Source organism: Marinobacter sp. OP 3.4 (assembly GCF_036224885.1).
Taxonomy (GTDB): Bacteria; Pseudomonadota; Gammaproteobacteria; order Pseudomonadales; family Oleiphilaceae; genus Marinobacter.
This window is the reverse complement of sequence record NZ_JAVVLT010000014.1, coordinates 21089-47629: the sequence shown is the minus strand read 5'-3', so window position 1 is coordinate 47629 and position 26541 is coordinate 21089. Positions and strand designations below refer to the sequence as shown.

At 64.7% G+C, this 26541-nt stretch carries 19 protein-coding genes; 10 read left to right on the top strand and 9 right to left on the bottom strand.

Going from position 1 to position 26541, the window contains the following annotated elements; all coding sequences use genetic code 11:
• Positions 1–9: 9 nt before the first annotated feature.
• Genes RO069_RS02075 through RO069_RS02050 form a run of 6 tightly spaced genes read right to left on the bottom strand, consistent with a single transcriptional unit; the run spans position 10 to position 6625 of the window.
• A complete protein-coding gene (locus RO069_RS02075; RefSeq protein WP_328184998.1) occupies positions 10–1401 on the bottom strand; it encodes a protein BatD in 1392 nt (463 codons plus the stop codon).
• Complete coding sequence (locus RO069_RS02070; RefSeq protein WP_328184997.1) at positions 1395–3218, bottom strand: VWA domain-containing protein; 1824 nt, start codon at positions 3216–3218, stop codon at positions 1395–1397. Before RO069_RS02070 ends, RO069_RS02075 begins: the two co-directional genes overlap by 7 nt.
• Positions 3215–4249, bottom strand: a complete 1035-nt coding sequence (locus RO069_RS02065; protein ID WP_328184995.1) for a VWA domain-containing protein — start codon at positions 4247–4249, stop codon at positions 3215–3217. Before RO069_RS02065 ends, RO069_RS02070 begins: the two co-directional genes overlap by 4 nt.
• Positions 4243–4701 (bottom strand): DUF4381 domain-containing protein, encoded by a 459-nt coding sequence (locus RO069_RS02060; RefSeq protein ID WP_328184993.1) that lies wholly within the window; start codon positions 4699–4701, stop codon positions 4243–4245. Before RO069_RS02060 ends, RO069_RS02065 begins: the two co-directional genes overlap by 7 nt.
• The gene (locus tag RO069_RS02055; protein WP_328184992.1) at positions 4698–5645 is read right to left on the bottom strand and encodes a DUF58 domain-containing protein; all 948 of its coding nucleotides are present in this window, start codon (positions 5643–5645) and stop codon (positions 4698–4700) included. Before RO069_RS02055 ends, RO069_RS02060 begins: the two co-directional genes overlap by 4 nt.
• 14 nt (positions 5646–5659) lie before the next feature.
• Positions 5660–6625, bottom strand: coding sequence for an AAA family ATPase (locus tag RO069_RS02050; RefSeq protein WP_328184990.1), 966 nt, complete (start codon positions 6623–6625; stop codon positions 5660–5662).
• 159 nt (positions 6626–6784) lie between these two features.
• On the opposite strand from RO069_RS02050, the gene RO069_RS02045 reads away from it, so the two are divergent.
• The 4 genes from RO069_RS02045 (at position 6785) to RO069_RS02030 (ending at position 14704) form a co-directional block, all read left to right on the top strand.
• Positions 6785–11662: an NAD-glutamate dehydrogenase gene (locus RO069_RS02045; protein WP_328184988.1), complete on the top strand. Its 4878-nt coding sequence runs from the start codon at positions 6785–6787 to the stop codon at positions 11660–11662.
• 128 nt (positions 11663–11790) lie between these two features.
• The gene (gene can, locus RO069_RS02040) at positions 11791–12471 is read left to right on the top strand and encodes a carbonate dehydratase (protein ID WP_328184987.1); all 681 of its coding nucleotides are present in this window, start codon (positions 11791–11793) and stop codon (positions 12469–12471) included.
• A complete protein-coding gene (locus RO069_RS02035) occupies positions 12468–13520 on the top strand; it encodes a class I SAM-dependent methyltransferase (protein WP_328184985.1) in 1053 nt (350 codons plus the stop codon). Before can ends, RO069_RS02035 begins: the two co-directional genes overlap by 4 nt.
• Complete coding sequence (locus RO069_RS02030) at positions 13517–14704, top strand: class I SAM-dependent methyltransferase (RefSeq protein WP_328184983.1); 1188 nt, start codon at positions 13517–13519, stop codon at positions 14702–14704. The genes RO069_RS02035 and RO069_RS02030 overlap by 4 nt, the downstream gene beginning before the upstream one ends.
• On the opposite strand, the gene RO069_RS02025 is transcribed toward RO069_RS02030, so the two are convergent.
• Positions 14701–15312 (bottom strand): riboflavin synthase subunit alpha, encoded by a 612-nt coding sequence (locus RO069_RS02025; protein ID WP_328184982.1) that lies wholly within the window; start codon positions 15310–15312, stop codon positions 14701–14703. The two genes, RO069_RS02030 and RO069_RS02025, sit on opposite strands and share 4 nt — an antisense overlap.
• Before the next feature lie 195 nt (positions 15313–15507).
• Between RO069_RS02025 and RO069_RS02020 the strand changes: the two genes are divergently transcribed.
• The 5 genes from RO069_RS02020 to RO069_RS02000 all read left to right on the top strand — a co-directional run bounded on the left by RO069_RS02020 (position 15508) and on the right by RO069_RS02000 (position 20018).
• Positions 15508–16518: a hypothetical protein gene (locus tag RO069_RS02020; protein WP_328184981.1), complete on the top strand. Its 1011-nt coding sequence runs from the start codon at positions 15508–15510 to the stop codon at positions 16516–16518.
• 55 nt (positions 16519–16573) lie between these two features.
• Complete coding sequence (locus RO069_RS02015) at positions 16574–17251, top strand: TetR/AcrR family transcriptional regulator (protein ID WP_328184979.1); 678 nt, start codon at positions 16574–16576, stop codon at positions 17249–17251.
• 220 nt (positions 17252–17471) lie between these two features.
• Complete coding sequence (locus RO069_RS02010) at positions 17472–17942, top strand: L,D-transpeptidase (protein WP_328185087.1); 471 nt, start codon at positions 17472–17474, stop codon at positions 17940–17942.
• A 34-nt stretch (positions 17943–17976) separates the two neighbouring features.
• Positions 17977–19233: a mechanosensitive ion channel family protein gene (locus RO069_RS02005; protein WP_328184977.1), complete on the top strand. Its 1257-nt coding sequence runs from the start codon at positions 17977–17979 to the stop codon at positions 19231–19233.
• Positions 19230–20018 carry an S-methyl-5'-thioinosine phosphorylase gene (locus RO069_RS02000; RefSeq protein WP_328184975.1) on the top strand — a complete coding sequence of 263 codons (789 nt, stop codon included), beginning with the start codon at positions 19230–19232 and terminating at the stop codon, positions 20016–20018. Before RO069_RS02005 ends, RO069_RS02000 begins: the two co-directional genes overlap by 4 nt.
• A gap of 43 nt (positions 20019–20061) precedes the next feature.
• Here the strand turns inward: RO069_RS02000 and RO069_RS01995 are convergent, their stop codons facing one another.
• Together RO069_RS01995 and mfd are read right to left on the bottom strand one after the other, a co-directional pair.
• Positions 20062–20799 carry a CsiV family protein gene (locus tag RO069_RS01995; protein ID WP_328184974.1) on the bottom strand — a complete coding sequence of 246 codons (738 nt, stop codon included), beginning with the start codon at positions 20797–20799 and terminating at the stop codon, positions 20062–20064.
• 139 nt (positions 20800–20938) lie between these two features.
• A complete protein-coding gene (gene mfd, locus RO069_RS01990; protein WP_328184973.1) occupies positions 20939–24445 on the bottom strand; it encodes a transcription-repair coupling factor in 3507 nt (1168 codons plus the stop codon).
• A 274-nt stretch (positions 24446–24719) separates the two neighbouring features.
• On the opposite strand from mfd, the gene RO069_RS01985 reads away from it, so the two are divergent.
• Entirely contained in the window at positions 24720–26216 is a 1497-nt protein-coding gene (locus RO069_RS01985) for a glyceraldehyde-3-phosphate dehydrogenase (RefSeq protein ID WP_328184972.1), read from the top strand.
• Positions 26217–26541: the final 325 nt, after the last annotated feature.

The window sequence follows — 26541 nt, the reverse complement described above, 5'->3', positions numbered from 1 at the left end:
CGTCCCCGGTCAGGGGTTCAGCCCATCCGGGTAGAGGTCCGGCAGTGCCTGCCGGTTACCATGGCTTCCGCTGGACTGGCTGTTCCGCCAGCTCGTGCGCGCCGCCTTCAGGGCGCTGACCAGTGCCTGGCCGTCAGGCATCTCGCCGCCCCCGTCACGGAACAGCGATTCCCGCCACCGGTTCACCAGTGACGACAGTTGAGGGTCGGACAGGATGGCCAGGGCGGCATCGCTGGTGTGGCAATCCCGGCCCGCCAGCGCACTCACCCATGCCGGGAGCCCGTTAAAGAACCGGGAATCCTGCTCCCGGGCCTGGTCACAGAGCTGTTGGAAGCGCTCCTTCTCCCCCTTTTCCACGATTGGAGTCGTCACGGTGGCGGCTTGCCAGCGGCGATGGTGCAGCCACCAGGCCGCCAGGGTCGTGACCCACCCCAGTGCCAGCAGGGCGACCAGCACCGGCCAGACCCAGTGCCTGGTCAGCGGTGCGGACTCTGGCTCCGATGACGGCGGAGCCGTCTCCTCCGACGCCGGCTCGGCGGGGGCGCCCTGGGCTTCCTGGCCGGATCCCGGGGTTGCCGCCAGTTTGATGGTGCGGGCAGGCAGCACCGCGACCCTTTCCCGGTCCTCGTTGACATCCCACCAGGGAATACGGACTTCCGGCAGGGTGATGTCACCGCCTTCACCGGATACGGGAACCAGTGCCACGGTCTGCTGCAGCTCGCCGAGAACGCCATCGGTGGTGGCGGAGGATTCCCGCTGCTCGGGCTCCGGGTAACTTCTCAGTGCATCGGGATACCGGACATCCAGCGACGGCAGGGTGGTGGCGGGCAGCCCCCGGGCGGTCAGGGTCAGGGTTCGTGTGAGGTTGTCGCCCGGCGCCACCGGCCCCGTCCGTTCCAGGCCCTCGGCGCTGATGGAAAGGTCCGAGGCCGGCAGCCAGGTGTCGCCGCTGAACTGCGCCGGTACGTCCTTGACGTTTACCGGGAACAGCACCGCGGAATCCGATATCCGGTAGTGGTGTCCCCGGGGATGCCGGGCGGTGCCCTGGAAGTCCAGGGGCGGCAACTGCAGGCGCCCGGGTTTCTGGGGAAAGATCACATAGTCCCGCTCGACCACACGGTAGCTTTCGCCGTCCACCCGTTCCCGGTACTGTTTCTGTTCTCCCAGCTTCTCAATCACCGCATCCGGGTGTTCCGGGTCGGTCAGTTGTCCCTGGATCACCTGGTTGGTGTAGTAGAGCTTGACGGTGAGGCGCAGCTCCTGCTGGACGTAGACTTCATCCGCACTGGCGGACAGCTCGATATAGGCCTCTTCCCGGGGCTGCTGGGCCAGTGCCTGCAGAGGCAGAAGCGCCAGCAGGGCCAGCAGGATTCGCCATGACCGGTGGGATGCAATTACCATGGTGTGTCGTTCTCGTCCGGTTGAATGTTGCGGCTACGGGACTGTTGCATGAACTTGCGGCGCAGCAGGCCGCCGGGGTTGTCCGGAATCCGGCGCAGCCATTGTTGCTGGGACTGGGTCAGCGCATCGGCGTCGCCCTGTTCCGACGGCTCTGTCTGGCCCTCGGCCACCCCGGCCTGTTCGCGACGACCGTTTTCCGCCTCTCCCGGTTGTTGCCCGCTCCGGGAGGCTTCCTCTGCCGGATCCTGCTGCGGGTCGGAATGGTCCTCCATGGGATCCTGGCCAGCCTGTTGTCCCTGCTGGCTGCCGGAGCCCTGCCCGCCGGGCTGGTCCTGTGAACCGTCCTGCTGGCCGGCCTGCTCACCGGGAGGCGGCTGGTTCCGATCGCCGGGCTGGGACTCCTGGCCCTGTTGCGGCTGGCCGGATTGGTCAGACTGCTGTTGATCCTGTTGTTTCTGCTGTTCCAGGTACTGGCGAATGAGGTCCCGGTTGTGGCGGGCGGCGTCATGGTCCGGGGCCTGCTTCAGGGCTTCCTCCCAGGCCGACAGGGCGGCTTCCGGCTTGCCGGCCCGGACCAGGGCGTTGCCCCGGTTGTAGTGGGCGTCGGCGGACTGGCCGTTGGCGAAGGCATCGGCCGCGCTCTCATACTGGCGGTCCCGGTACAGGGCAGTACCGCGCCACTGGGGATCATCCAGGCGCAGGGCGGCACTGGCGGGATCTTCCCCGATAAGCTCGGGCGCCCGCTGTTCCGGCGTCTGCCAGAGATCGTTCCACTCCAGTGCCCGGGCCGGTCCGGATGGCATCCAGGTCAGCCCCAGGGCGACCAAAGCCAGCGCGCCGCGTCGCCAGCCCACCAGGGCCAGTGGCAGTGCCAGCCACAGCAGCCAGTAACCGTCGTCCTGGCGGCGGGTGGTGCTGCGTTCCTCCCGGGCCTCCTGCCATTCATCGTGGTCCTGTGCCCGCAACTGTAGCCGGGCGATGTCCCGGTCCGACGTGGTCATGTGCAGCGCCCTACCACCGCTGGCCCGGGCCGTGGACTCCAGCTCCGGCAGGGTGGCCCTGGCAATCACCACCTGTTCGCCGTCACGGAGGAACCCCCGTTCCGGCACGGGAACGGGGGCACCGCTTTCCGTGCCCACCAGCAGGCCATCCAGTTCCCAGCCGGTGGTGTTCAACTGGTCCCGGATGGCTGCACCGTAGCGGGGGTTGAGACCGTCGGTGATCAACAGGATGCGGCCCCGCCCGGGTGCCCCCTGGTCCAGCAGTTCCACCGCCCGGGCCACCCCCAGGTCGGCCCGGTTCCCCGGGGCCGGCATGATGATCGGGTCCACGGCGGACAGCAGGCCCTCCACGGTACGGCGGTCATCGGTCAGGGGTGTGACCACATGGCCGTCGGCGGCGTAGACCACCAGGCCGGTGTAGGCGCCCTCCCGGGCCGCCAGCAGGTCACGGATCTTGCGTTTGGCCCGGGTCAGCCGGTCCGGCTTCACGTCGGTGGCAAGCATGGACAGCGACAGGTCCAGCACCACCACCAGGGAATCATCCTGCTGCTGCAGGGGCGATGGCGCGGTGCGGAAGGAAGGCCCCGCCAGGGCGATGGCCGCCACCGTGAGCAGCAGCGGCGCCAGCAGCCGTTGCCCCCTGCCGGGCCCCGTGGCGCCGGCCCCACCCGGCAACAGTGGTTTCAGCAGGGCAGGGGGGATGACCTGGTGCCACCGGGTATGGCCCTGTCCCAGGGAACGGAGCAGGTAGTAGAGCAGGGGCACCGCCAGCAACAGCAGCAGCCACAGGGGGCGCAGGAACTGGAAATCGCTCATGCCGTGGGCCCTCCACCCCGGTTGAACAGTGACAGCAAGGCGCGCCCCCTGGCCAGGCTCAGTCCGCCGAGCCACAGCGCCAGGGCGGCACCCGCCGGCCAGGCATAGAGTTCGGTGACCGGGCGCCAGGACTTGCCCTCCAGTTCCAGGGGCTCCAGCCGGTCGATTTCCTGGTAGATACCCTGCAACTCCTCGATGTTACGGGCCCGGAAGTAGTGGCCGCCGGTGTCGCCGGCAATGTCCTGCAGCAGTGCCTCGTCCAGGTTGCTGGAAGGGTTGACCCGGCGACTGCCGAACAGGCCCCGCTGGATGGTTGATTCCGACCCGATACCGATGGTGTGGATGCGCACGTTACTGTCGGCGGCGATCTCGGTGGCTTTCTCCGGTGTCAGGTTGCCGGCGGTGTTGGCGCCGTCGGTCAGCAGCACCAGTACCCGGTGTTCCTGGGGACGGTCCCGCAGCCGTTTTACCGCCAGGCCAATGGCATCGCCAATGGCGGTGGCCCGTCCAGCCATCCCGAGCCCGGCTTCGGACAGCAGGGTGCGCAGGGTGTCATGGTCAAACGTGAGCGGGGCCTGGATATAGGGTTCCGAGCCGAACAGCAGCAGGCCCAGCCGGTCACCCTCCCGCTGACGGATAAAGTCATCCATCACTACCTTCAGCGCCTCCAGCCGGTTCAGGGGACGGCCCTGGAGGATCATGTCACGCTCCTCCATGCTGGGGGAGATATCCACCGCCAGCATCAGGTCGCGCCCGGTAATGGGCACATGGGTGGCCTCGCCCACATGCTGGGGGCGGGCCAGGGCGATGACCAGCAATGCCCAGGCAACGGCCAGTACCACCGTGAGCCAGGGGCGCCGGTCCGCACCCTGTGGGCTGACGCCGGGCAGGCCCCGCAGCCGGGACTGGAAGGGCAGGATCGGGGCCGCCACCGTGTCTGTGGCGGTGGCCCGGGGGCTCGGTGCCAGCCGTTTCAGCAGCCAGGGCAGGGGCAGCAGTACCAGCAGCCAGGGCCAGGCCAGGTTCACCATGACTGCCTCCGGATCCAGTATTCCGCCAGTTGTCGGGCGTCGCCGGGCCCCAGGTCGCTGGTGGGCCGGTAGCTGGCCACCACCAGTTGCTGCCAGGGCCGCTCCGGGTCACCGGAGGTCAGTGCCAGGAAACGGCTCCAGTCATCGCCGCTGAGGCCGGCGGGGTTGTCATGGGGGTAACGGGCCAGGGCGGTTTCCTTGAGCAGGCGGTTGAGGCCGGCGTACCAGTCGGGGCCCGGCTGCTCCGGCGCCGGGTAGCCCGCCAGCCGGGCCAGGGCAGCCCGTTTCGGGGCCTGGCGGCGGTGACGGCGCCAGGCCAGGAAGGCCACCACCGCAATGGTTGCCAGCAGCAGGGCCGCCAGCACCCACCAGCCCGGCGCCGGGGGCCAGAAGCCGGCAGGAGGGGGCGTGTGGATATCCCTGAGCTGTTCCAGGACATTGTCGGGTATCACAGCAGGCGTCCTCCCGATGAGGTCAGCCCGTGCATCAGGGCCACCGGGTCCTCCCCGGTAGCCAGGGTCAGCAGGTTGGTGCCGGTCTGCCGGAACAGGCTTTCCAGGGCGCTGTACCGCGACTGGGAGGCTTCCCACCAGGCCCGCTGCAGGGCCCGGTCGTCACCGTCGAACCAGAGTGTGCCGTCAGCACCCCCCACGGCGTAGTCGCCATGACCGGGCAGGTGGTCATCCAGGGGGTCGGTCACCAGCACGGCGGTGACCTGGTTGTGCATGGCCAGTCCCGCCAGCAGGGAGCGGGTGTCACCGTCCGCCCCCTGGAAATCGCTGATCACGAACAGCCGGCTGCCGGTATGGGCGATGCGGCGGGCCTCGGTCAGGGCGTCGTTGAGGCCATCGCTGCCGGGCTCCGGCGTGGTGGCCGGCTGGTGTCGCTGGTGGGCGGACAGGGCATTGAGCAGTTGCATGACCGAGCGCCGGCGCCGGGAGGGCCGGATAATCTCGGTTGTCTCGCCACCAAACACGATGCCCCCGGCCTGGTCCCCGGAGCCGTGGGCAACCCAGGCCAGCAGGGCCGACAGCTCGGCGGCGCGTACCTGCTTGTAGGACCCTTCACTGGCAAAGAACAGCCCGGGGCCAAGGTCGCACAGGATCAACACGGGGCGTTCCCGCTCCTCCTCGTAGACCCGGGTGTGGGGTTCCTGCCGCCGGGCCGTGACCCGCCAGTCAATGCGGCGCACGTCATCGCCGGGCTGGTAGGGGCGGACCTCGGCCAGGGACATGCCCCGGCCCCGCATCACCGAATGGTGGCCTCCGCGCCTCTGCCGCAGGGCACGTCGGGCCGAGGGCATCTGCAGGGTGCGGGCCTGGGCCTGCAACAGCAGCAGGTGCCGGAGGTCGGCGGTGACCCGGTGATGGTGGTGGGTGGCGGCGTTGCTGAACATGCTGACTCCCGGGTTCAGGCGGTGACCGGCACCCGCTCCAGCAGGCGGTTGACCACGTCGTCGGGGGTGATGCCGCCGGCTTCGGCGTCGAAGGTGAGTATCAGGCGGTGCCGCAATACATCCGGGGCAATGGCGCGGACATCGTCCGGGGTCACGTAGTCGCGGCCATCCAGCCACGCCAGGGCACGGCTGCAGCGGTCCAGGGCGATGGTGCCCCGGGGGCTGACGCCAAAGGCCAGCCAGCGGGCCAGGTCGTCGTCCAGGGCGAGGGGGTCCCGGGTTGCCAGCACCAGTGCCAGCAGGTAGTCCTCCACGGCATCGGCCATGAACACGCCGCTCACCGACTGGCGGGCCTGGTGGACCTGCTCCGCGGTAACCGGTTCTCCCGCGCTGGTGGTGCCCTCCCTGGCTTCCTGTCGGGCCAGGCGGAGGATCTCCCGCTCCGCGGAGGTTTCCGGGTAGCCGATCATCACATGCATCAGGAAACGGTCTAGCTGGGCCTCCGGCAGTGGATAGGTGCCTTCCTGCTCGATGGGGTTCTGGGTGGCCATGACCATGAACGGTGCCGGTAGTGGGAAGGTACGCATGCCCACGCTCACCTGGCGTTCGCCCATGGCTTCCAGCAGGGCCGACTGGACCTTGGCCGGCGCCCGGTTGATCTCGTCCGCCAGCACCAGGTTGTGGAACACCGGCCCCCGCTGGAATTCGAACTGGCCGGTCTCCGGGCGGTAGATTTCACTGCCGGTGACATCCGACGGCAACAGATCCGGTGTGAACTGTATGCGATGGAAATCGCCACTGAGGTTGTCCGCCAGCGCCTTGATGGCCGTGGTCTTGGCCAGGCCGGGCGCGCCTTCCACCAGCAGGTGGCCGTCCGCCAGGAGGGCGATCAGCAGGCGTTCCACCAGGGCATGCTGGCCGATAATGCGCTGCGAAAGGCGATCCCTGAGATCGCCAAAGGTCTGTTGCAGGGAGGACATCGGGCTGACTACTCCGAAGGTTGTATTGTCTCGGTTATAACTTACGAATTTTTTGCGAATTTACAGCAAATTATCAAGGGTTTGACTATGCTGGAGTTACCATTCGTTCACATCCGTGCCTGCGTGCCGCGGCAGGCACCCGGACTGCAGAGGTGATTGATGAATACCCTGACCGTCACCAGCAAGGATCAGTTCCTTGAGCAACTGGACACGGAGTTTTTCCGCAAGCTGTCGAAGAAGGAAGCGGAACGGATCAGTCGCTTTTCCCGCCATTACCTCCTGCACCTGCCCCTGGAAGAACTGCTTGAGCGTGAGTTCCACGATACCTACGGGGCGGTGATGGCGGCCTGGCAGTACCTGCAGAAGCGGGCGGCGGACCAGACACCGGTATCCGTCTTCAATCCGGACCTGGAGAGTGACGGCTGGCAGTCCACCCATACGGTCATCTTTATCCTGCACCCGGATATCCCGTTCCTGATCGACTCGGTGCGCATTGCCATCAACAGCCGCAATATCGGCACCCATACCATCCATCACTCCATCATGACCGTGGAGCGTGACGGCAGGGGGGCGCTCAAATCCCTGGACGGACCGGAAGCGTCGGAGGATGGCAGCAATATCGAAGCCTTTATTGTGCTGGAAATCGACCGCCATAGCGACCAGGAGGACCTGGCGTCCCTGGAAAACCTGCTGCAGGACGTCCTCCACGAAGTGCGCATCGTGGTGTCGGACTTCGGCGCCATGAAACAGAAGGCCGAGGAAATCGCCGGCGAGCTGGACAGTTCCCCCGCCGACATCACCCCGGACGACGTGGACGAAGCGCGGGCCTTCGTGGACTGGCTGATGGACGACCATTTCACCTTCCTCGGCTACGACGAGTACGATTTCGTCACCGACAAGAAGGGTACCAATGTCTGCCGGGTGCCGGATTCGGAACTGGGTATCCTGCGGGTCAACAACGAGCGGCGGGAGAAGGTGGCCCTGCGGCAGTTGCCACGTCGCACCCGGCGCCAGATGACCCGTACCGACGAGCTGTTCATCTTTGCCAAGTCGGCCCAGCGTTCCCGGGTGCACCGGCCCGCCTACCCGGACTACATCGCCGTCAAGAAGTTCAACAGCAAAGGGGAAGTGGTGGGCGAGCGCCGCTTCCTGGGGCTCTATACCTCCCGTGCCTACAGCGATCGCCCGGAAAGCATTCCGTTGCTGCGCCGCAAGGTCCGTGAGGTGCTGGAACGCTCCGGCTTCATGCAGGACGACTACGCCGGCAAGGAGCTGGAGCAGATCCTCACCGTCTACCCCCGGGACGAGCTGTTTCAGGTAGAGCTGGATGAGCTGTACCAGACCGCCCTGGACATCCTCTACATCCAGGAGCGTCGCCAGATCCGCCTGTTCATGCGGGAGGATGTGTACGGCCAGTTCGTGACATGCCTGGCATTCTTCCCCCGGGATATCTACAACACCGAACTCCGTCTCAAGGTGGAGCGGGTCCTCTGCGACCGGCTGGAGGCGGAGGACATCAGCTTCATCACCCATTTCTCGGAGTCGGTGCTGGCCCGGGTCCAGTTCACCATCCGGGTGCCTCAGCAGGGCAGCCGGCGGCTGCCGGTGAAGGAACTCCAGGAGCGGGTTATCGAGCTGGCCCAGTCCTGGCGCGACGGCCTGGCGGAGGCCCTGCACGAAACCTGGGGCGAGGAGCGGGGCAACGAGCTGCTGCAGAGCTACGCATCGGCGTTCCCGGCCAGCTACCAGGACATGTTCTCTCCCCGGCGCGCCGCCATCGACCTGGAGCACATCTGCTCGGTGGCCGACGGCCGCCCCCTGGCCATGAGCTTCTACCGGGCACTGGAGGAAGAGGAGAGTACCGTCCACTTCAAGCTGTTCAATCCCACTGATCAGCTGCCCCTGTCCGATGTCATGCCGATCTTCGAGAACCTGGGCTTCCGGGTGATCGGCGAACACCCGTTCGAGATTGTGGACCATGACGGTCGCGTGGTCTGGATCCACGATTTCTCGCTCCAGGCCCGGTCCGGGGCGGTGGTGGATATCCACCGTATCCGGCCCATCTTCGAGGAACTGTTCCAGCGGGTCTGGTTCGGCGAGGCGGAAAACGACGCTTTCAACAAGCTGCTTCTGTCCGCCTACCTGGGCTGGCGGGATATCGCCATCCTGCGCACCTATGCCCGCTATATGCGCCAGATCCGCTTCAGCAACAGCCAGAGCTTTATCGCCAACACACTGGTCAGCCATGTGAACCTGACCGCGCTGCTGTTGCAGACCTTCGACACCCGCTTCAACCCGGCCCGGCAGCAGAGCGAGGCCAAGAGCCAGGCCGCCCAGCAGAGACTGGAGCTGGAGTTCAACGCCGGCCTGGACGAGGTGGACAACCTCAGTGAGGACCGGGTCCTGCGGCTGTTCCTGGAGCTGATCCATGCCACCCTGCGTACCAACTATTACCAGCTGAACGGCGATGGCAGCCCCAAGTCCTATATCAGTGTAAAACTGGATCCGGCGGCCATTCCCGATATGCCGCTGCCACTGCCAATGTTCGAAATTTTCGTGTATTCGCCCCGGGTCGAGGGTGTGCACCTGCGCGGTGGCAAGGTGGCCCGTGGTGGCCTGCGCTGGTCGGACCGTTTTGAGGACTACCGCACCGAGATCCTGGGGCTGGTCAAGGCGCAGCAGGTCAAGAACGCGGTGATCGTGCCGGTGGGGGCCAAGGGCGGCTTTGTCGCCAAGCGGCTGCCGGAACCGTCCGATCGTGAGGCCTTCCAGGCGGAGGGCATAGAAGCCTACAAGACCTTTATCCGCGGGTTGCTGGACATCACCGACAACCTGATTGATGCCAGCATCGAGCCGCCCCGGGATGTGGTTCGCCATGACGGTGATGACCATTATCTGGTGGTGGCGGCGGACAAGGGCACGGCTACCTTCTCCGACATTGCCAATGGACTGGCGGAGGAATACCGCTTCTGGATGGGGGATGCCTTCGCCTCCGGCGGCAGCCACGGCTATGACCACAAGAAGATGGGCATCACCGCCCGTGGTGCCTGGGTGTCGGTGGAACGCCACTTCCGCGAGATGGGCATCAACCCCGCCGAGGACACCTTTTCGGTGATCGGTATTGGCGATATGGGTGGCGACGTCTTCGGCAACGGCCTGCTGCAGTCGGACAAGGCCCGGCTGGTGGCCGCCTTCAACCATATGGACATCTTCGTGGACCCGGAACCGGATCCCGGGAAGAGTTTCGCCGAGCGCAAGCGCCTGTTCGAGATGCCCCGGTCCGCCTGGTCGGATTACGACGAGACACTGATCTCCGAAGGCGGCGGGGTGTTCAGTCGTAGCGCCAAGTCGATTCCGGTGAGCGCCCAGATGAAGAAACTGCTGGGCATCAAGTCGGACCGGGTGCCGCCAAACATGCTGATCTCCCACATCCTCAAGGCCCAGGCGGACCTGTTGTGGATCGGTGGCATCGGCACCTACGTCAAGTCCACGCGGGAATCCAACAGCGAAGTGGGCGACAAGGCCAACGACAACCTGCGTATCGACGGCAAGGAGTTGCGTTGCCGGATCGTAGGTGAGGGCGGTAACCTCGGCATGACTCAACTCGGACGTATCGAGTTTGCGTTGAATGGCGGTCGCCTGAATACCGATTTCATCGATAACTCCGGCGGGGTGGATTGCTCCGACCATGAAGTGAACATGAAGATCCTCCTCAACCGCATCGTGGCTGCCGGCGACCTCACCGAGAAACAGCGCAACCGCATGCTTGAGGACATGACCGAGGAAGTGGCGGCCCTGGTGCTGAAGAACAACTACCGCCAGACCCAGGCCCTGACCGTGGCCAACGAGGGAGCCATCACCCGGATCGAGGAATACCGCCGGCTGATGAACGCCTTCGAGGCGGCCGGCAAGCTCAACCGGGAACTGGAGTTCCTGCCGGACGAGGAAGCGCTGGAAGAGCGCAAGATGGACGGCAAGGCCCTGACCCGGCCGGAACTGTCGGTGCTGATCGCCTATGTCAAAGGGGATCTCAAACAGGTCCTGATCGACAGTGATCTGCCGGACGACCCGTTACTGGTCTCCGAGATGCACAAGGTGTTCCCGAAGCCGATGGTGGAGAAGTTCCCCCGGGAGCTGGAGGACCACCAGTTACGCCGGGAGATCATCGCCACCCAGATTGCCAATGACATGATCAACCACATGGGCATCACCTTCGTGGAGCGGCTGAACCAGTCCACCGGCGCCGATGCCCCGGCCATCGCCCTGGCCTGGATCATCGCCCGGGACGTGTTCCGGCTGGATACCTGGTGGGGCCGGATCGAGGAACTGGACTATAAAGTACCGGCCTCGCTGCAGATCAGCCTGATGAACGACCTGATGCGACTGATCCGTCGTGCCGTGCGCTGGCTGCTGCGCAACCGCCGCAGTGAGCTCAATATCCAGACCCACCTGGACCGGTTTACCGACAGCATCAGCCGCATCTCCGCCAACCTGGCCGACTATCTGGGCGCCGGGGTCGAGAAGGAATGGCGAAGCCAGAACGAGAAGCTGCAGAAGCAGGGTGTTCCCGAAGACCTGGCGGCGGTGGTGTCCGGCAGTTCCTACCTCTATTCCGCCCTGGGCATCATCGAGGTCCACGAGTCCGCCGGCGTGCCCCTCAAGACCGTGGCCAACCTTTACTACACCCTGGGTGAACGCCTGGACCTGAACTGGTTTGCGGGGGCCATCGCCGACCTCAAGCCCACCTCCCACTGGCAGGCCCTGGCCCGGGAGAGCTTCCGGGAGGACCTGGACTGGCAGCAGCGGGCCCTGACCACCGGGGTGCTGAGGATGGCGGAGGACTACAAGCAGGTGGACGCCTGTGTGGAAACCTGGATGAGCCAGCACGAGGTCATGGTCCGGCGCTGGAAGACCATGCTCGCGGAGCTGAAAAGCTCCCGGCAGCCCGAGTACGCCATGTTCTCGGTCGCCCTGAGGGAACTGCTGGACCTGGCCCAGAGCAGCATCCACGCGCCCCTGTCGGAAACCATGGAGTGATTGACGGCCCTGGACGGGCGGCCGTGGCAGGACGGTCGGTCCGCTTTCCGGGACCAAGGGGGTATTGCGATTCACCGGCAAATACCGTTCAATCTTGTCCGCAACCAGTCTGAACGGAGACCGAAGGCATGAAAGCACTGGAAGATCTGCTGAAAAGCAACCAGGCATGGGCGGACAGCATCAAGCAGGAGGACCCGGACTTTTTTCATCGCCTGTCCAACCAGCAGGCACCGGAATACCTGTGGATAGGCTGCGCCGACAGCCGGGTACCCGCCAACCAGATTGTTGACCTGATGCCGGGTGAGCTGTTTGTTCACCGAAACGTGGCCAACGTGGTGGTCCATACCGATTTCAACTGCCTGTCGGTGCTTCAGTTCGCCATTGAGGTGCTCAAGGTCAAGCATGTACTGGTGGTGGGGCACTATAACTGCGGTGGCGTCCGGGCGGCACTCAAGAACGAGGGATTTGGCCTGATCGGCAACTGGCTGCGCCACGTGCAGGACGTGCGCGACAAGTACCAGGAGGTGCTGGACCAGCAGCCGTCGGAACAGGACCAGGTGGACCGCCTGTGCGAACTGAACGTGGTGGAGCAGGTGGAGCATGTGTGCCAGAACAGCATCGTGCAGGACGCCTGGAAACGGGGGCAGCCGCTCACCGTGCACGGCTTTATCTACGATGTGGCCGACGGCCTGCTGCGGGACCTGGGGCTCAGCATCAGCAGCGAGGCGGACCAGGCGTCCATCAAGGAGCGTAGTATCGGGGAACTGATCGGCCAGCCGGTTCGTTCCGCCCGCCGTGCCGATCCATGAGCGAAGCCTCCAGCGGCCTCAACGCCATTGCGGCGCTTGAGCGCAACGCCGACCTGATGACCGGACGGGTGGGCCTGATTGGCCTGCCCGTACCACACCTTCCCGCCGGACTGGAGACCGCTGACGCGCCGACGCTGGTGGTCACCGAGCATGCCGGCCTGGCGGACGCCCTGGCCGGTTCCGACCGTTGCCGGGTCAGTTTCGGTTACGACCTGCCCGATGAGCTGGCCCAGCCCCTGGATACCCTGGTGCTGTTTGTTCCCAAGGCCCGTCAGACGCTGGACATGCAACTGGCCATGGCTCGCGCTCTGCTGGTGGACGGTGGCCGGCTGGTGCTGGTGGGCGAGAAGCGGGAAGGCATTGCCGGCGCCGCCCGGCAGCTACAGGCCCTGGCGCCGGACGCCCACAAGGTGGACAGTGCCCGGCACTGCCAGGTCTGGGTGGCCAGCGTGACCGGGGTGGCAGGGACTTTTGACCCACTGGCCTGGCTGCAGTGGCATGAACTGGAGGCGGCGGACACCCGGCTGGTGGTGGCGAACATGCCCGGCATCTTCAGCGATGGCCACCTGGACGAAGGCACCGCACGGCTGCTGGAAAACCTGGCGGAAATGCCCGTTGCCGGACCGGTACTGGATTTCGCCTGTGGCTCCGGGGTGATCGGCGCCTGGTTGCAGGCCCGCCATCCCGGCCTGGGGCCGGTGGATGCCGTGGATGTCCAGGCCCAGGCGGTGATATGTGCCCGGCAGACCTACCAGCGTAACGGTGCCCGGGGCGAGATCATCGCCAGCGATGGCCTGCCCGCAGACCTGGGCCGTTACCGGACCATCGTGACCAACCCCCCGTTCCATTCCGGTGTGCGCACCGATACCTCCATGACCGAGCGGTTCCTGCGGGATGCCCGGCGTCACCTCCTGCCCGGCGGCGAGATGCGACTGGTGGCCAACCGTTTCCTGCCCTACCAGCCCCTGCTGGAACAGTGTGTCGGACCCTGCCAGACCCTGTTCGAGGACCGGCGGTTCGCGGTCTACCAGGCCCGGGTGTCGTCTTGAACCAGGCCGATCATAGCTCCGGTTTTATCGTTGACGACCGGGTCCTCAACCTGCGGCGCCCCCATGGTGGTGGCCGGGACCTGAGGGCCTGGGACGCGGCCGATGAACAACTGGTGGCCGAGGCCCGTCAGCGGCTCAGGCCCGGTGACCGGGTGGCGGTGGTGGACGACGGTTTTGGCGCCCTGGCCCTGGGGCTGGCGGATTTCGCGCCCACGGTCATCGCGGACAGCGCCGCGCTGGCGGAGGCCCTTGACCGCAATGCGGCCGCCAATAACCTGACTGTGCCGCCAATCCGGAGCTGGCTGGACGAGCCGGGCCTTGGTGAGGCATCGGTGGAAGATTCCGGCCCCTTCGATGCCGTGGTGCTGAAGGTGCCTCGCCAGCTTGATTACCTGGACTTCCTGCTGCGGTGGGCCAACCGGGTCCTGCGTCCGGACGGTTGGTTGCTGACCGGGGGGATGATCAAGCACCTGCCGGACCAGGCCGCGGGGCTGTACCGGGAACGGGTCACCACCGAGACGGTGTTCCCGGCCCGCAAAAAGGCCCGCATGGTGCTGTGTCGTCCCGGCACCGACGGGCTGGATGGCTGGGACGGACTCTGGAAGGGCTACACCACACCGGGGTCCGGGCTGTCGATCCGGGCCTTGCCGGCGGTCTTCGCCCGGGAACGGCTGGATATCGGTACCCGGGAGTTGCTGCCGCTGATCGCGGACGCGGTCGCTCCGCTGCCGGCCGGGGGCAGGGTGCTGGACCTGGCCTGTGGCAACGGCGTGCTGGGGCTGGAGGTCCTGTCCGCCAGGCCTGACCTGTCGGTGACCTTTGCGGATATTTCCTCCCAGGCGGTCCTCAGTGCCAGTGGCAATGCCCGGGCATTGGGAGTGGCCGGGGAGCAATGTCGCCTGGTCCATGCCGATGGCGTGCCGGCGGATGCCGGTCGGTTCCAGCGTATCCTGCTGAACCCGCCGTTCCATGAGGGGGGTGTGGTGGGCGATCACATCGCCCTGCGCCTGTTCGCGGAGGCGGCGCAATGCCTGGATGAGGGGGGCGAGCTGCTGATGGTGGGTAACCGGCACCTGGGCTACCATCGCAGCCTGCGTTCGGTCTTCGGCGATATCCGGCAGTTGCGGGCATCGCCGAAATTTGTGGTTTTCCGGGCGTCTGATCCCCTGGCGAAACACCGTTAGCGCGGCTTGTCGTATCCCATCCGGGCCAGGGTATCCACAATCGTCTGGGTCTGGCTGTCCACCTCGATGTTCACTTCATCACCCACCTGCACATCGGCAAAGGTGGTGGCACGCAGGGTTTCCGGTATCAGATGCACATTAAAGTGTCCGTCCTCCACATCGCCGATGGTCAGGCTGGCGCCGTTAACCGCGATGTAGCCCTTGGCGAAGAGATACTTCCGCCAGGCCTCCGGCACCTCGAAGGTGAGGGTGCAGTTGTTTTCCGGTTGCTCCCGGCCCACCACGCGGGCGGTGGTGTGGACATGCCCGGACAGCAGGTGGCCGCCGATCTCGTCGCCGATGCGGGCCGCCCGTTCGAAATTGACCCGGCTGCCCGGGGTGAGCCGGCCCAGGGTGGTGAGTTGCAGGGTTTCCTGCATGGCATCGAACCAGAGCCGGTTGCCTTCCTGGGCGGTGACGGTCATGCAGGTGCCATCGATGGAGACGGAGGCGCCAATGGTCACGCCATCCACGGTTCCCTCGGGGAAGTCGATGGCGAAGGTGGTCAGCCCGGGACGGGCGTCCAAGGACTCAATGGTGGCGATGCCCTGAACAATGCCGGTAAACATGGTTGCACCTCGTAACAATTCAAAGGCAGCAAGTGTATCCCGACCGATGTAACCTATCAAAGGTAATGAGTCATCGGACAGGGCGCCAGGGTTGTGCCTTCCGGCGGTCTCCTAAAGTAACCGGTACAGCGGGCGATAACCGAGGGTAGGGGACGGTGCAGACCTGGCCGTTCCAGGCACACACCGGCGGCAGCTATGGCAGAAACCCGAGCGAGACACAGCGATACCACCAGGGCCCAGGGCGGGCCGGTACTGCATCCCGGACGTCCGGCGGACCCCGGGCAGGTGACGTCCGGGGTGCCGGCGGATCAGGCCAGTACCGCTCCTGATGAGCCTGGTGTCGGGGAAACCGGCGATCATCCGCCAGCGGCAAGCGGTGAAGCGACCGTCGATGAACCAGAGGCCGGGTCGGGCGATGACGAATCCACTGACGCGTCCGGGGCCGACGAAGCGGAACGCCTGTTTGCGGAATCCCGCCAGCGTCGGTTGCGCCGGTTGTTGCGGCAGTGCGAACGCATCAACCTGATGGACTTCAATATCCTGTCCCTGGCGGGCTGGCCCGACAATTATACCCTAAATGCCGCCCGGCGCCGCCGCGACAGCTGGTTGCTCAGCGCCACCATTGCCGCCCTGGTGTTCCTGAGTGGCATGACCGGCTTCGTGCCGGCCTGGATCGCTGGCGGTGGTTTTGGGGCCTTCGTGGTGATCCTGCTGATGGGGGTACCGTTTGTAAGGCGGCTGTACAGCTCGAAATCCTCCTATCTGGACCTGATCCTCTACCGCCAGCAGCTCCTGCGGGACGCCCGCAAGCACATTGCCCACCTGGAAGGCGAGCTGGGGCTGATCTGGCAGTGCAACGAACTGTCCGAGTTCAATCCGACGCTATCGTCACCCCGGTTCAGTACCCTCAAGCACCTGTCCGAGCAGCGGCGCCTGGCGGGTTCCCTGTCCAAGCGGGAGCATATCCGCCTGTACCTGATCTTCATGCTGGAAGCCGAGAAGGCCTACGAGCGGATGCAGAACGTCTACTTCGAGGAACACCAGAAAGCCATCGACCGGGGCTGGCAGTCCGTGGCCCGTGCGGTGACTGAGCCGGAAGGCCGGCAGGAGGTTGCCGACGTAGAGGCGGAGAACTCCGGGAAGACCCGGAAACCGGATCGCGACGCAGACCGCAGGAAGGACCCTGACAAGGCCGCCAATGCTTGACAGATTTCCGTTTTAAACGTATGTTTGAAACAATCGTTTTTCAGGGGAAGGTGTTGTGGCCCAGTCAGATACAGTGGACCGGATTCTTGATGCGGCGGAAGAGCTGTTCGCCGAGCGGGGGTTTGCCGAAACCTCGCTCAGGATGATCACCAGCAAGGCCGGGGTCAACCTGGCGGCCGTAAACTATCACTTTGGCTCCAAGAATTCCCTGATACAGTCGGTATTTGCGCGTTTTCTCACACCTTTCTCGGCCACCCTGGAAGCGGAGTTCGACGAGCTGGAGGCACGCCCCGGCGACCGTTCGCCTTCGGTGGAGGAGATCCTCGGAGCCCTGACCGGCAGCGCCGTGCGCATGCCCCAGCGTAATGACCGGGGCATATCCATCTTCATGCGCCTGCTGGGGCTGGCCTATACCCAGTCCCAGGGGCATCTGCGCGCCTTTCTGGAGGATGAGTACCGGGGCGTGTTCACCCGTTTCATGGGCCTGCTCAAGCAGGCGACCCCGGAACTCAGCTCCGTGGACCGCTACTGGCGGATCCAGTTCATGCTGGGAGCCACCGCTTTCACCATGTCGTCCAGTGACGCCCTCCGGGATATCCTCCAGGCCAAGAAAGGGGTGGAAACCCCGATCCAGGAAATCGCCGCCCGCCTGATTCCGTTCCTGGCGGCGGGCATGCAGGCGAAGGACCTGATGCTGGTGCCCCGCCCCGAGGCCAGTGTGACCACAGGTTAATTCCACCCTGACACTGCCTGACGCAGCGTTTTTCCACGGCACACCCGACCGGGTGTGCCAGCGTTCCACCGCCATGCCATAACCCGACAGGGTCAGCATTGCGTCCCTGGCTGTTGCCTCTGTCCACCGGGTTCGCTACCTTTGCTGCTCCAATACCCGACGCAGGAGCACAGGATTGTCGGACGATTCTCATTCCACAGACCGTGGGCCCGCCATCGTCATTGATCTGCGGCAGCAGACCCTGGACTGGTATGGTGCCGATGGCGAACACCGGCGCTGGCCGGTGTCCACGGCCCTCAATGGTCCCGGTGAAGCCGAGCATTCCGGCTGTACGCCCCGGGGGCGGCACTACGTGCGGGCACTGATCGGTCAGGGGCAGCCGGAAGCCACGGTATTCGTGGGCCGTCGCCCCACCGGCGAAACCTGGTCGGCGGAACTCTCCCGCCAGCAGCCGGAGAGGGACTGGATCCTCAGTCGCATCATCTGGCTGTGCGGGCTGGAATCCGGCTTTAATCGCGGCCCCGGTGTCGATACCTTCCGGCGTTATATCTACATCCACGGCACCCCGGATTCCGAGCCCATGGGCGAAGCCCGTTCCCACGGCTGTATCCGCATGCGAAACCGGGATGTGATCGATCTGTTCGACCGGCTGAGCCCCGGTGTGCCGGTAGCCATCCGGCCCTACCCGTAACCCTGATTCAACCGTTGTAAAGGAGAGCGATCCCGTGGATGAAACGCCAGAGGTGATAAGCAGCTGGGTCGAAAACTGGAACCTGCTGTCCCAGAGCTGGCGGGTGGCTATTGTGGTGTTCGGGCTGGTCTTCGCCACGGCGGCGGTGGCTTTCCTGATCAGCCGGGTCATCGTGATGCTGGAGCGGCGGTTCGAGAAGACCGACAATCTCTGGGACGACGCCGTGCTTCATGCCCTGCGGAGGCCCGCCATCGGCTTCGTCTGGCTGCAGGGCGTGTTCTGGGCCGCCGAGGTGGCCCGTGCCTACTCCGATGCCGAGATCTTCTCGGCCAACAGTAAGCTGCTGGAACTGGGCTTTATCTGGATACTGGTCTGGACCCTCTTCGGGGTGATCAAGCAGGCGGAACAGATCCTGATCTCGCCCATGAAGATGAAACAGCCGATGGATTACACCACGGTGAACGCCATCAGCAAGCTGTTGCGGGCGGTGGTGGCCATTACGGCGGTGCTGACCGTCATGCAGTCCCTGGGCTACAGCATTTCGGGGGTACTGGCGTTCGGCGGTGTCGGTGGCATTGCCGTGGGCTTTGCCGCCAAGGACCTGCTGGCGAATTTCTTCGGCGGCTTCATCATCCACCTGGACCGGCCCTTCAAGGTGGGTGACTGGGTGCGGTCCCCGGACCGGGAAATCGAAGGCACCGTGGAAAGCATAGGCTGGCGGCTGACCACCATCCGCACCTTTGACCAGCGTCCGCTCTATGTGCCCAACGCGGCCTTCACCCAGATTGCGGTGGAGAATCCGTCCCGCATGCGCAACCGCCGGATCTTCGAGACCATCGGCATCCGTTATGCGGATGTCCGCGAGATGAGCGATATCGTGAACGACATCCGCGCCATGCTGGAGAACCACGAGGAAATCGACACCCGGCAGACGCTGATCGTCAACTTCCTGGCGTTCAACAGCTCCTCCCTGGACATCATGGTCTACACCTTCACCAAGACCACCCAGTGGGTGAAGTTTCACGAGATCAAGCAGGACGTGCTGCTGAAGATCAGTGACATCATTGAATCCTATGGCGCCGAGGTGGCCTTCCCCACTCGCACCCTGCATGTGGCGGACAGCTTGCGCCTGGAGCGTGACCAGTCCGGGGCCGAAGGCGAGCAGCCTGACAGCGACGAGGGTAGCGGCGGCGGTGCCCGTTCAGAAGGCAGGGCTGCGGATCGGGGCGCGGTGAGACAGCCCCGTGGATCGGGCCAGACCACCACCCAGGGCGACGAGGCTGAAGAATGAGCGGATTACCGGAACCCACGGCCATGGGTCAGGACATCGCCATTATTGGTGGCACCGGCCTGACGGAACTGGACGGCTTCACAGTCACCGGCGAATACCGGGTGGATACCCCCTGGGGAATGCCGTCCGGGCCGGTACTGAAGGGGGTGTTCAGGGGCCAGCCGGTGCTGTTCCTGGCCCGCCACGGGCATCCCCACCGCATACCGCCGCACCAGGTGAATTATCGGGCCAACCTGTGGGCGCTGCGGGAGGCCGGCGCCGCCCGGGTTATTGGTGTCAATGCGGTTGGCGGTATCACCCCGGCCATGGGGCCAGCCCGGATCGCCGTTCCCCACCAGTTGATCGATTACACCTGGGGGCGGGGGCACACCTTTTTCGAACAGGTGGGGGATGCTCCGCTGGAGGGCGTGACCCATATCGATTTCACCTATCCCTACAACGAGTCCCTGCGGCAGGCCCTGCTGACGGCGGCTGCTCGTCGACAGGTGATGGTGGTCGACCATGGGGTCTACGGGGCCACCCAGGGGCCCCGGCTGGAAACCCCGGCTGAGATTGCCAGGCTGGAGCGGGACGGCTGTGACCTGGTGGGTATGACCGGCATGCCGGAAGCGGCGCTGGCGGCGGAGCTGGGGCTGCCCTACGCCTGCCTGGCGCTGTCGGTCAACTGGGCCGCCGGCAAGTCCGACCACATCATCACCATGGAAGAGATCGGTCAGGCGCTGGAGGAGGGGATGTCCGGGGTGAAGGCCATCCTGGAAGAGGTGATTCCCGACCTTCGGGGCTAGGGCACCGGGAGCGCGAGGTACGCTCCCGGTCTATTCCCGGCGGTCAGTCGAGCGGGCGGAAATACACCAGCACGCCGATGGTGGGAGAGTCCAGGAAGTGTATTTCCTTGCTGCGCATGCGGCGGACTTCGTTGATCCAGGTGATCAGTTCCTTGCCCCGGGTGCCATCCATGACGGGCATGGCGGTGGCCGGTGAGGTGCCCACGCCCTGGGGCTCCGCTTCGGTATCGCCCTGGTCGCTGTTGCCCTCGCTGCGGTCGTCCGTCTCGCCACCCCTGGTGTCTTCCACGGCGGCGCCGTCGGCTGCCCGCCAGTGGTTGAGCTGAACGTCCACCAGCAGGTAGCGGCGCCGGTTTATCTCAATGGTGCCCTCGACCGCCCGGTGGCCGGCGCGTTCCAGCATCTCGCCCACTTCGATGCGCATGGGGTCGCCGTTGTAGTTGGGCGGGAAGCGCTGGATCCAGCCGGTTTTCATCAGTACCCGGTATTTGCCACTGTTCTCCAGGCGGCTGGCAGCGGTGTTCAGGGTCAGGTTGTTGGTGGTGCGGATATCGGAATTGACGTTCCCGAGGTCATCCACCACCCAGAGGCGCTTGCTGGCGTCCTGCTGCCCCGGATGCTTGTCTGCCATCTGTTCCCGCAGGACCGGGTCCGCCAGTCGCTCCAGTATCACGATTTCGGCGCGATAGGAGTTGTCCGCCTGGGCGGGGGCCGCCAGGGCCATGAGCAGAGCCAGGGCCGAAAGCAGCCTGGTGGCAGTTATGAAGGCCGGTTTGTACAAAGGTGTTCTCCTGATCCGTTTGTCGAAACCAACAGCGGCCCCGTCCCGGGGATGCCATTTTCCTGGTGTGTCCCCGGTGCCGGCGCGACAGTCGTCGCCAGCTCGGGAACCTCCTGTTTTCCGGGGCAGACAGGTCTGGTTAGGCGGCCAGTTCCTTCAGCACCGATGAAATGGCGTCGAGTTTACCATCGGTTGTGTCGTCTTTCAGCCGTACGCTGAAGGTATTGGCACCTTCCAGTCGATAGGCGTCCGGCGCCTGCTGTACCTTCTGCACCAGTTTCAGCGGATCCACGGTGGTGTTGTTGCCGAATTCCAGCTTCAGCCACTCGCGGCCGGCGTCCACCTTGACCACGCCCAGGCCTTCCGCCCCGATGCGCAGGCTGGTCTGGCGCACCAGGTTCTTGGCTGGATCGGGCAGCAGGCCGAAGCGGTCGATCATTTCCACCTGCAACTCCTTCAGTTCGTCCTCGCTCTTCACGCTGGCAAGTCGCTTGTAGAGCATCAGCCGGTTGTGGACATCCGGCAGGTAGTCGTCGGGAATCAGCGCCGGGATGCGCAGGTTCATTTCGGTGCCGTGGCTCAGGGGCAGGTCGGCGTTGGGGGTGCGGCCGTCGCGGATGGCCTGTACCGCCTCGTCCAGCAGTTGCATGTAGAGGGTGAAGCCGATGGTCTCGATCTGGCCGCTCTGCTCCTCCCCCAACAGCTCGCCGGCGCCGCGGATCTCCAGGTCGTGGGTGGCCAGCATGAAGCCGGCGCCCAGGTCCTGGGCTTCCGCGATGGCGTCCAGCCGCTTGCGGGCATCGGCTGTCATGGCCTTGGGAGGCGGTGTCAGCAGGTAGGCATAGGCCTGGTGGTGGGAGCGCCCGACCCGGCCACGAAGCTGGTGCAACTGGGCCAGGCCGAACTTGTCCGCCCGCTCGATCACAATGGTGTTGGCGCTGGGAATGTCGATGCCGGTTTCGATGATGGTGGTGCACACCAGCACGTTGAAGCGCTTGTGGTAGAAGTCCGACATGATCTGTTCCAGCTCGCGCTCGCGCATCTGGCCGTGGGCCACGCCGACGCGGGCTTCCGGAATCAGGTTGCGCAGGTCCTCGGCGGTTTTCTGGATGGTGGCCACGTCATTGTGCAGGAAGTACACCTGGCCACCCCGGAGGATTTCCCGCAGGATGGCCTCCTTCACCATGGCGGTGTCCTTCTGGCGGACAAAGGTCTTCACCGACAGGCGCCGCGCCGGTGGCGTGGCGATAATGGACAGATCCCGCAGGTGGCCCATGGCCATGTTCAGGGTGCGGGGGATGGGCGTGGCGGTGAGGGTCAGCATGTCCACCTCGGCCCGCAGCGCCTTGAATTTCTCCTTCTGGCCGACGCCGAAGCGGTGCTCCTCATCGATGATCACCAGGCCCAGGTTCTTGAAGCGGATGTCCCCCTGCAACAGCTTGTGGGTACCGATAACGATATCCGCCTTGCCTTCCTCTATTCTGTCAATGGCCTTGCGGGTTTCCCCGGTGCTGCGGAACCGTGACAGCAATTCAATGGTGACCGGGGTGTCCGAGAACCGGTCCCGGAAGGATTCGTAGTGCTGCTGGGCCAGCAGGGTGGTGGGCACCAGCACCGCCACCTGCTTGCCGGACCAGGTGGCGATAAAGGCCGCCCGCATGGCCACTTCCGTCTTGCCGAAGCCCACATCGCCACACACCAGGCGGTCCATGGGCCGCTCCCCGGTCATGTCCTCGATCACCCGTTCGATGGCGGCCTGCTGGTCCGGGGTTTCCTCGAAGGGGAAGCCGGCGGCGAAGTGGCGGTAGGCTTCCTTCGGGTCGTCAAACTGGAAGCCCTTGCGTGCCTCCCGCCGGGCATAGACGTCAAGCAGTTCCGCGGCGGTGTCGCGGATCTTCTCCATGGCCTTCTGCTTGGCGTTGCTCCAGCGGTCGGTGCCCAGCTTGTGCAGGGGGGCGTGTTCGGTGTCGGAGCCGGTGTAGCGGCTGATCAGGTGCAGGCTGGCCACGGGTACGTAGAGCTTGGAGCCGCCGGCGTACTCCAGGGTCAGGAACTCGGTGGCGTCGCCGTCCACGGTGATGGTTTCCAGACCCTGGTAGCGACCGACGCCATGGTCGATATGAACCACCGGCGAACCCACCCTGAGTTCTGATAGATCGCGATAGCCGGAATCATCCACCTCGGTGGGCTTGTCACGGCGACGGCGCTGGAGCACCCGTTCGCCGAACAGCAGGGTCTCGGTGATCAGGGCCACGCCTTCCCGGCACAGGAGCAGGCCCGGTTCCAGGGGGGCGACCGTGATCGCCAGGTTCACATCGGAGGCGAGGAAGGCGTGCCAGTCGTCCACCGGCTCCACCTTCAGGCGATTTTCCGCCAGGTTGTCCTTCAGGGCCTCCCGGCGCCCGGAGGATTCCGCGCAGATCAGTACCCGGCCGTCGAATTCACCGATGAACTGGCGTAGCCGCGAGGCCGGGTCGCTGGCCCGTCCGTCCATGGCGACATTGGGCAGCGGCTCCGCCCCCAGGGAGGTGATGCCCTGGCCGGAGCGGGTGGTTTCCCCCGCCACCAGGGTGACCCGGGGGCGCTGGCGTATCAGGCCGAACAGTTCATCGGTCTTCAGGAACAGCTCGCCCGGCGGCAGGATCGGCCGCATCCGGTCGTGCCGTCGTTCCTCATAACGGCTGGCGGTGTCCTGCTGGAACAGGTCCACCGCATCGTTCAGGCCGTCTGCGGTAAATACCAGCGTCTCCCCGGGCAGGTAGTCGAATAGGGTGGCGGTATGATCGAAGAACAGGGGCAGGTAATACTCGATGCCCGCCGGGGTGATGCCCTGGGTTACGTCCTGGTAGACCGGTGCGTTGCGGTCGGCGTGGGGGAAGAACTCGAACCAGCGGTTGCGGAACCCGGAGCGGGCGTCCTTGCTCCAGGGGAATTCGTAGGCAGGCAGCAGCTCGATCCGGTCGATGCGGTCCAGGGAGCGCTGGGTCTCCGGGTCGAAGGTGCGCAGGGTCTCGATCTCGTTGTCGAACAGGTCGATCCGGTAGGGCTGGGTGGCGCCCATGGGGAAGATGTCGACAATGGCGCCACGGACCGCGTACTCCCCGTGCTCGTAGACATTCTCGGTGTGGCGGTAGCCGGCAGCTTCCAGTTGCAGGCGCCATTGCTCCGGCTGCAGGTCCTGGCCGGTTTCCAGCAGCAGGGTGTTGCCCTGCAGGTAGTCCACCGGGGGCAGCCGGTGCATCAGGGTCCGGGCCGGCACGATCAGGATGCCGCGCCGGGTCCTGGGCAGGCGATGCAGGGTACGGATACGCCGGGAGATGATGTCCTGGTGCGGCGAGAACAGGTCGTAGGGCAGGGTCTCCCAGTCCGGTAGCGACAGCAGTTCGAGGCCGTCATCGGTAATGGCCTCCGCCTCCTCTTCCGGGGGCAGGCCCAGGTAGAAGCGTACCGCCTGCTCCAGCCGGATGGCCTCATCGGTGCTGCGGGTGATCACCAGGGTCAGGCCGTCCGTCCGCCGTGCCGTCTCACTGATGGCCAGGGCATCGGCGCTGCCGTGCAACTGGTCCCAGATGCGATGGTCCGCCGCCTGACTGGGAGGCGCGGGGATGAAGTCTGACGTGGCGGTATGCTTGGTACCCGGTTTCATCGGGGGGATCAGCTCCTGCGATTGTGCTGGTCGGCGACGGTCGGATCATGAACGGAACGTAAGTTCTGAAGCCCATCGTGGGGTGGCGACCGTTCTGAGAAGGAGGGTATTCTATCGGTGACAGCCTGAACTGTCATGACAGTATGGTGAACAGGGCCTGGCAGGGCCGGGCGAGGGATTGCCGTCGCGTTTTTCGAGTAGGAGTTGTCCACAGGCTCCTTAAATTGGATAATACGCACCCATTTTTTCGAGTGCCAACTGCAGAGGTTCAAGCGTGAGTCACGAACAGATCAACCAGCACCTGTCCAACTGGACCGAGCGGGAGTCCACCGCTGAAGCCATGATTCCCCTGATCGGCCGGCTGTACCGCAAGAATAACGTGGTGACATCCGTCTACGGTCGTTCAATCATCAACCAGTCGGTCATTGGTATCATCCGGGCGCATCGCTTTGTCCGGCAGGTTGAAGACAGCGAGCTGTCCGTGCACGACACCCTGCCGCTTCTGGAGGTCATGGACGGACTGGAGCTGGGCCAGGCTCACGTGGATATCGGCAAGCTGGCGGTGAAATTCAAGGCCGAAGGCAATGGCCGCTCCCTGGAAGATTTCGTGCGTGACGAGATCGGTCCTGTGGTTGGTCAGTACCGCGCCGAGTCCGAGAAGAATGCGGTTGAGGAAACCAAGGACGTCGTACTCTATGGTTTCGGTCGTATCGGTCGCCTGCTGGCCCGTATCCTGATCGAGAAAGCCGGGGGCGGTAACAACCTGCGCCTGCGTGCCATTGTGGTGCGCCAGGGCGGTGCCGACAATGACCTGGAGAAACGCGCCAGCCTGCTGCGCCGGGATTCCGTTCATGGTCCGTTCAACGGCACTATTACCGTGGATGAGGAAAATTCCGCCCTGATCGCCAACGGCAACTTCATCAAGGTGATCTACTCCGATGGCCCGGATAAGGTGGACTACACCGAGTACGGCATCAATAACGCGGTCATCATCGACAACACCGGCAAGTGGCGTGACGAGGAGGGCCTGGGCCTGCACCTGAAGTCCAAGGGCGCCAGCCGGGTGATCCTGACCGCGCCGGGCAAGGGTGACATCAAGAACATCGTCTATGGCATCAACAACGACACCATTACCGATGACGACCGGATCCTGTCGGCGGCTTCCTGTACCACTAATGCCATTACTCCGGTTCTGAAGGCCGTTCATGACGAATTCAGCATCGTTGATGGCCATGTTGAAACCGTTCATTCCTATACCAACGATCAGAACCTGATCGACAACTACCACAAGGGCAGTCGCCGTGGTCGCAGTGCTCCGCTGAACATGGTGCTGACCGAGACCGGGGCCGCCAAGGCGGTGGCCAAGGCCCTGCCGGAGCTCAAGGGCAAGCTCAGCGGTAACGCCATCCGGGTGCCCACCCCCAACGTCTCCATGGCCATCCTTCACCTGAACCTGGAGAAGGACGTCACCGTTGAGAGTGCCAACGAGTACCTGCGGGAGATGGCCCTGCATTCCGAGTTGCAGAAGCAGATCGACTTCGTCAACTCGCCGGAAGTGGTGTCCTCCGACTTTGTTGGTTCCCGCCACGCCGGTGTGGTGGACGCCCAGGCCACCATTGCCAACGGCAAGCGCCTGATCCTCTACGTCTGGTACGACAATGAATTCGGTTACAGTGCCCAGGTTATCCGCTGCGTCAACCAGATGGCGGGCGTGACCTACCCGATCTTCCCGAAGCGTTCCCGGGAATGGGCCAGGGCCCTGGCCGACTGATTCAGGCGTCGTCTGACCCGAAACCCCGGCGGCCACAGGCTTCCGGGGTTTTTTATTACCTATCAGCCACTTTCATGCATCTCATAGGCCTGTTCGTTACGACTAACATCTGGCTAGCCTGCTAAGGTTACCGGTGGAAATAGGTTCTCTTAATCTCTATAATTGGCGCGATTTTGGGTACGTCTGGCACCCGCTTCTCATCGCTTTCCTGAAAACTGACCGCAACCACGTGCAATGGGGCACGGTCATCAGCCTTTATCCGGGCTGCGCAAGCTTCGCTTGAAATGTCGGGGAACTGGGCCGCTGGGGTCGGGCGTGATCAATC

Bases quoted from the DNA above. Each gene is read 5' to 3' on its own strand.
- RO069_RS02000 (WP_328184975.1), top strand. From the start codon at position 19,230: ATGAGCGGATTACCGGAACCCACGGCCATGGGTCAGGACATCGCCATT.
- RO069_RS02025 (WP_328184982.1), bottom strand. From the start codon at position 15,312: ATGTTTACCGGCATTGTTCAGGGCATCGCCACCATTGAGTCCTTGGAC.
- RO069_RS02075 (WP_328184998.1), bottom strand. From the start codon at position 1,401: ATGGTAATTGCATCCCACCGGTCATGGCGAATCCTGCTGGCCCTGCTG.
- RO069_RS02070 (WP_328184997.1), bottom strand. From the start codon at position 3,218: ATGAGCGATTTCCAGTTCCTGCGCCCCCTGTGGCTGCTGCTGTTGCTG.
- RO069_RS02050 (WP_328184990.1), bottom strand. From the start codon at position 6,625: ATGTCCTCCCTGCAACAGACCTTTGGCGATCTCAGGGATCGCCTTTCG.
- RO069_RS02065 (WP_328184995.1), bottom strand. From the start codon at position 4,249: ATGGTGAACCTGGCCTGGCCCTGGCTGCTGGTACTGCTGCCCCTGCCC.
- mfd (WP_328184973.1), bottom strand. From the start codon at position 24,445: ATGAAACCGGGTACCAAGCATACCGCCACGTCAGACTTCATCCCCGCG.
- RO069_RS02055 (WP_328184992.1), bottom strand. From the start codon at position 5,645: ATGTTCAGCAACGCCGCCACCCACCACCATCACCGGGTCACCGCCGAC.
- RO069_RS02020 (WP_328184981.1), top strand. From the start codon at position 15,508: ATGGCAGAAACCCGAGCGAGACACAGCGATACCACCAGGGCCCAGGGC.
- RO069_RS02045 (WP_328184988.1), top strand. From the start codon at position 6,785: ATGAATACCCTGACCGTCACCAGCAAGGATCAGTTCCTTGAGCAACTG.
- can (WP_328184987.1), top strand. From the start codon at position 11,791: ATGAAAGCACTGGAAGATCTGCTGAAAAGCAACCAGGCATGGGCGGAC.
- RO069_RS02035 (WP_328184985.1), top strand. From the start codon at position 12,468: ATGAGCGAAGCCTCCAGCGGCCTCAACGCCATTGCGGCGCTTGAGCGC.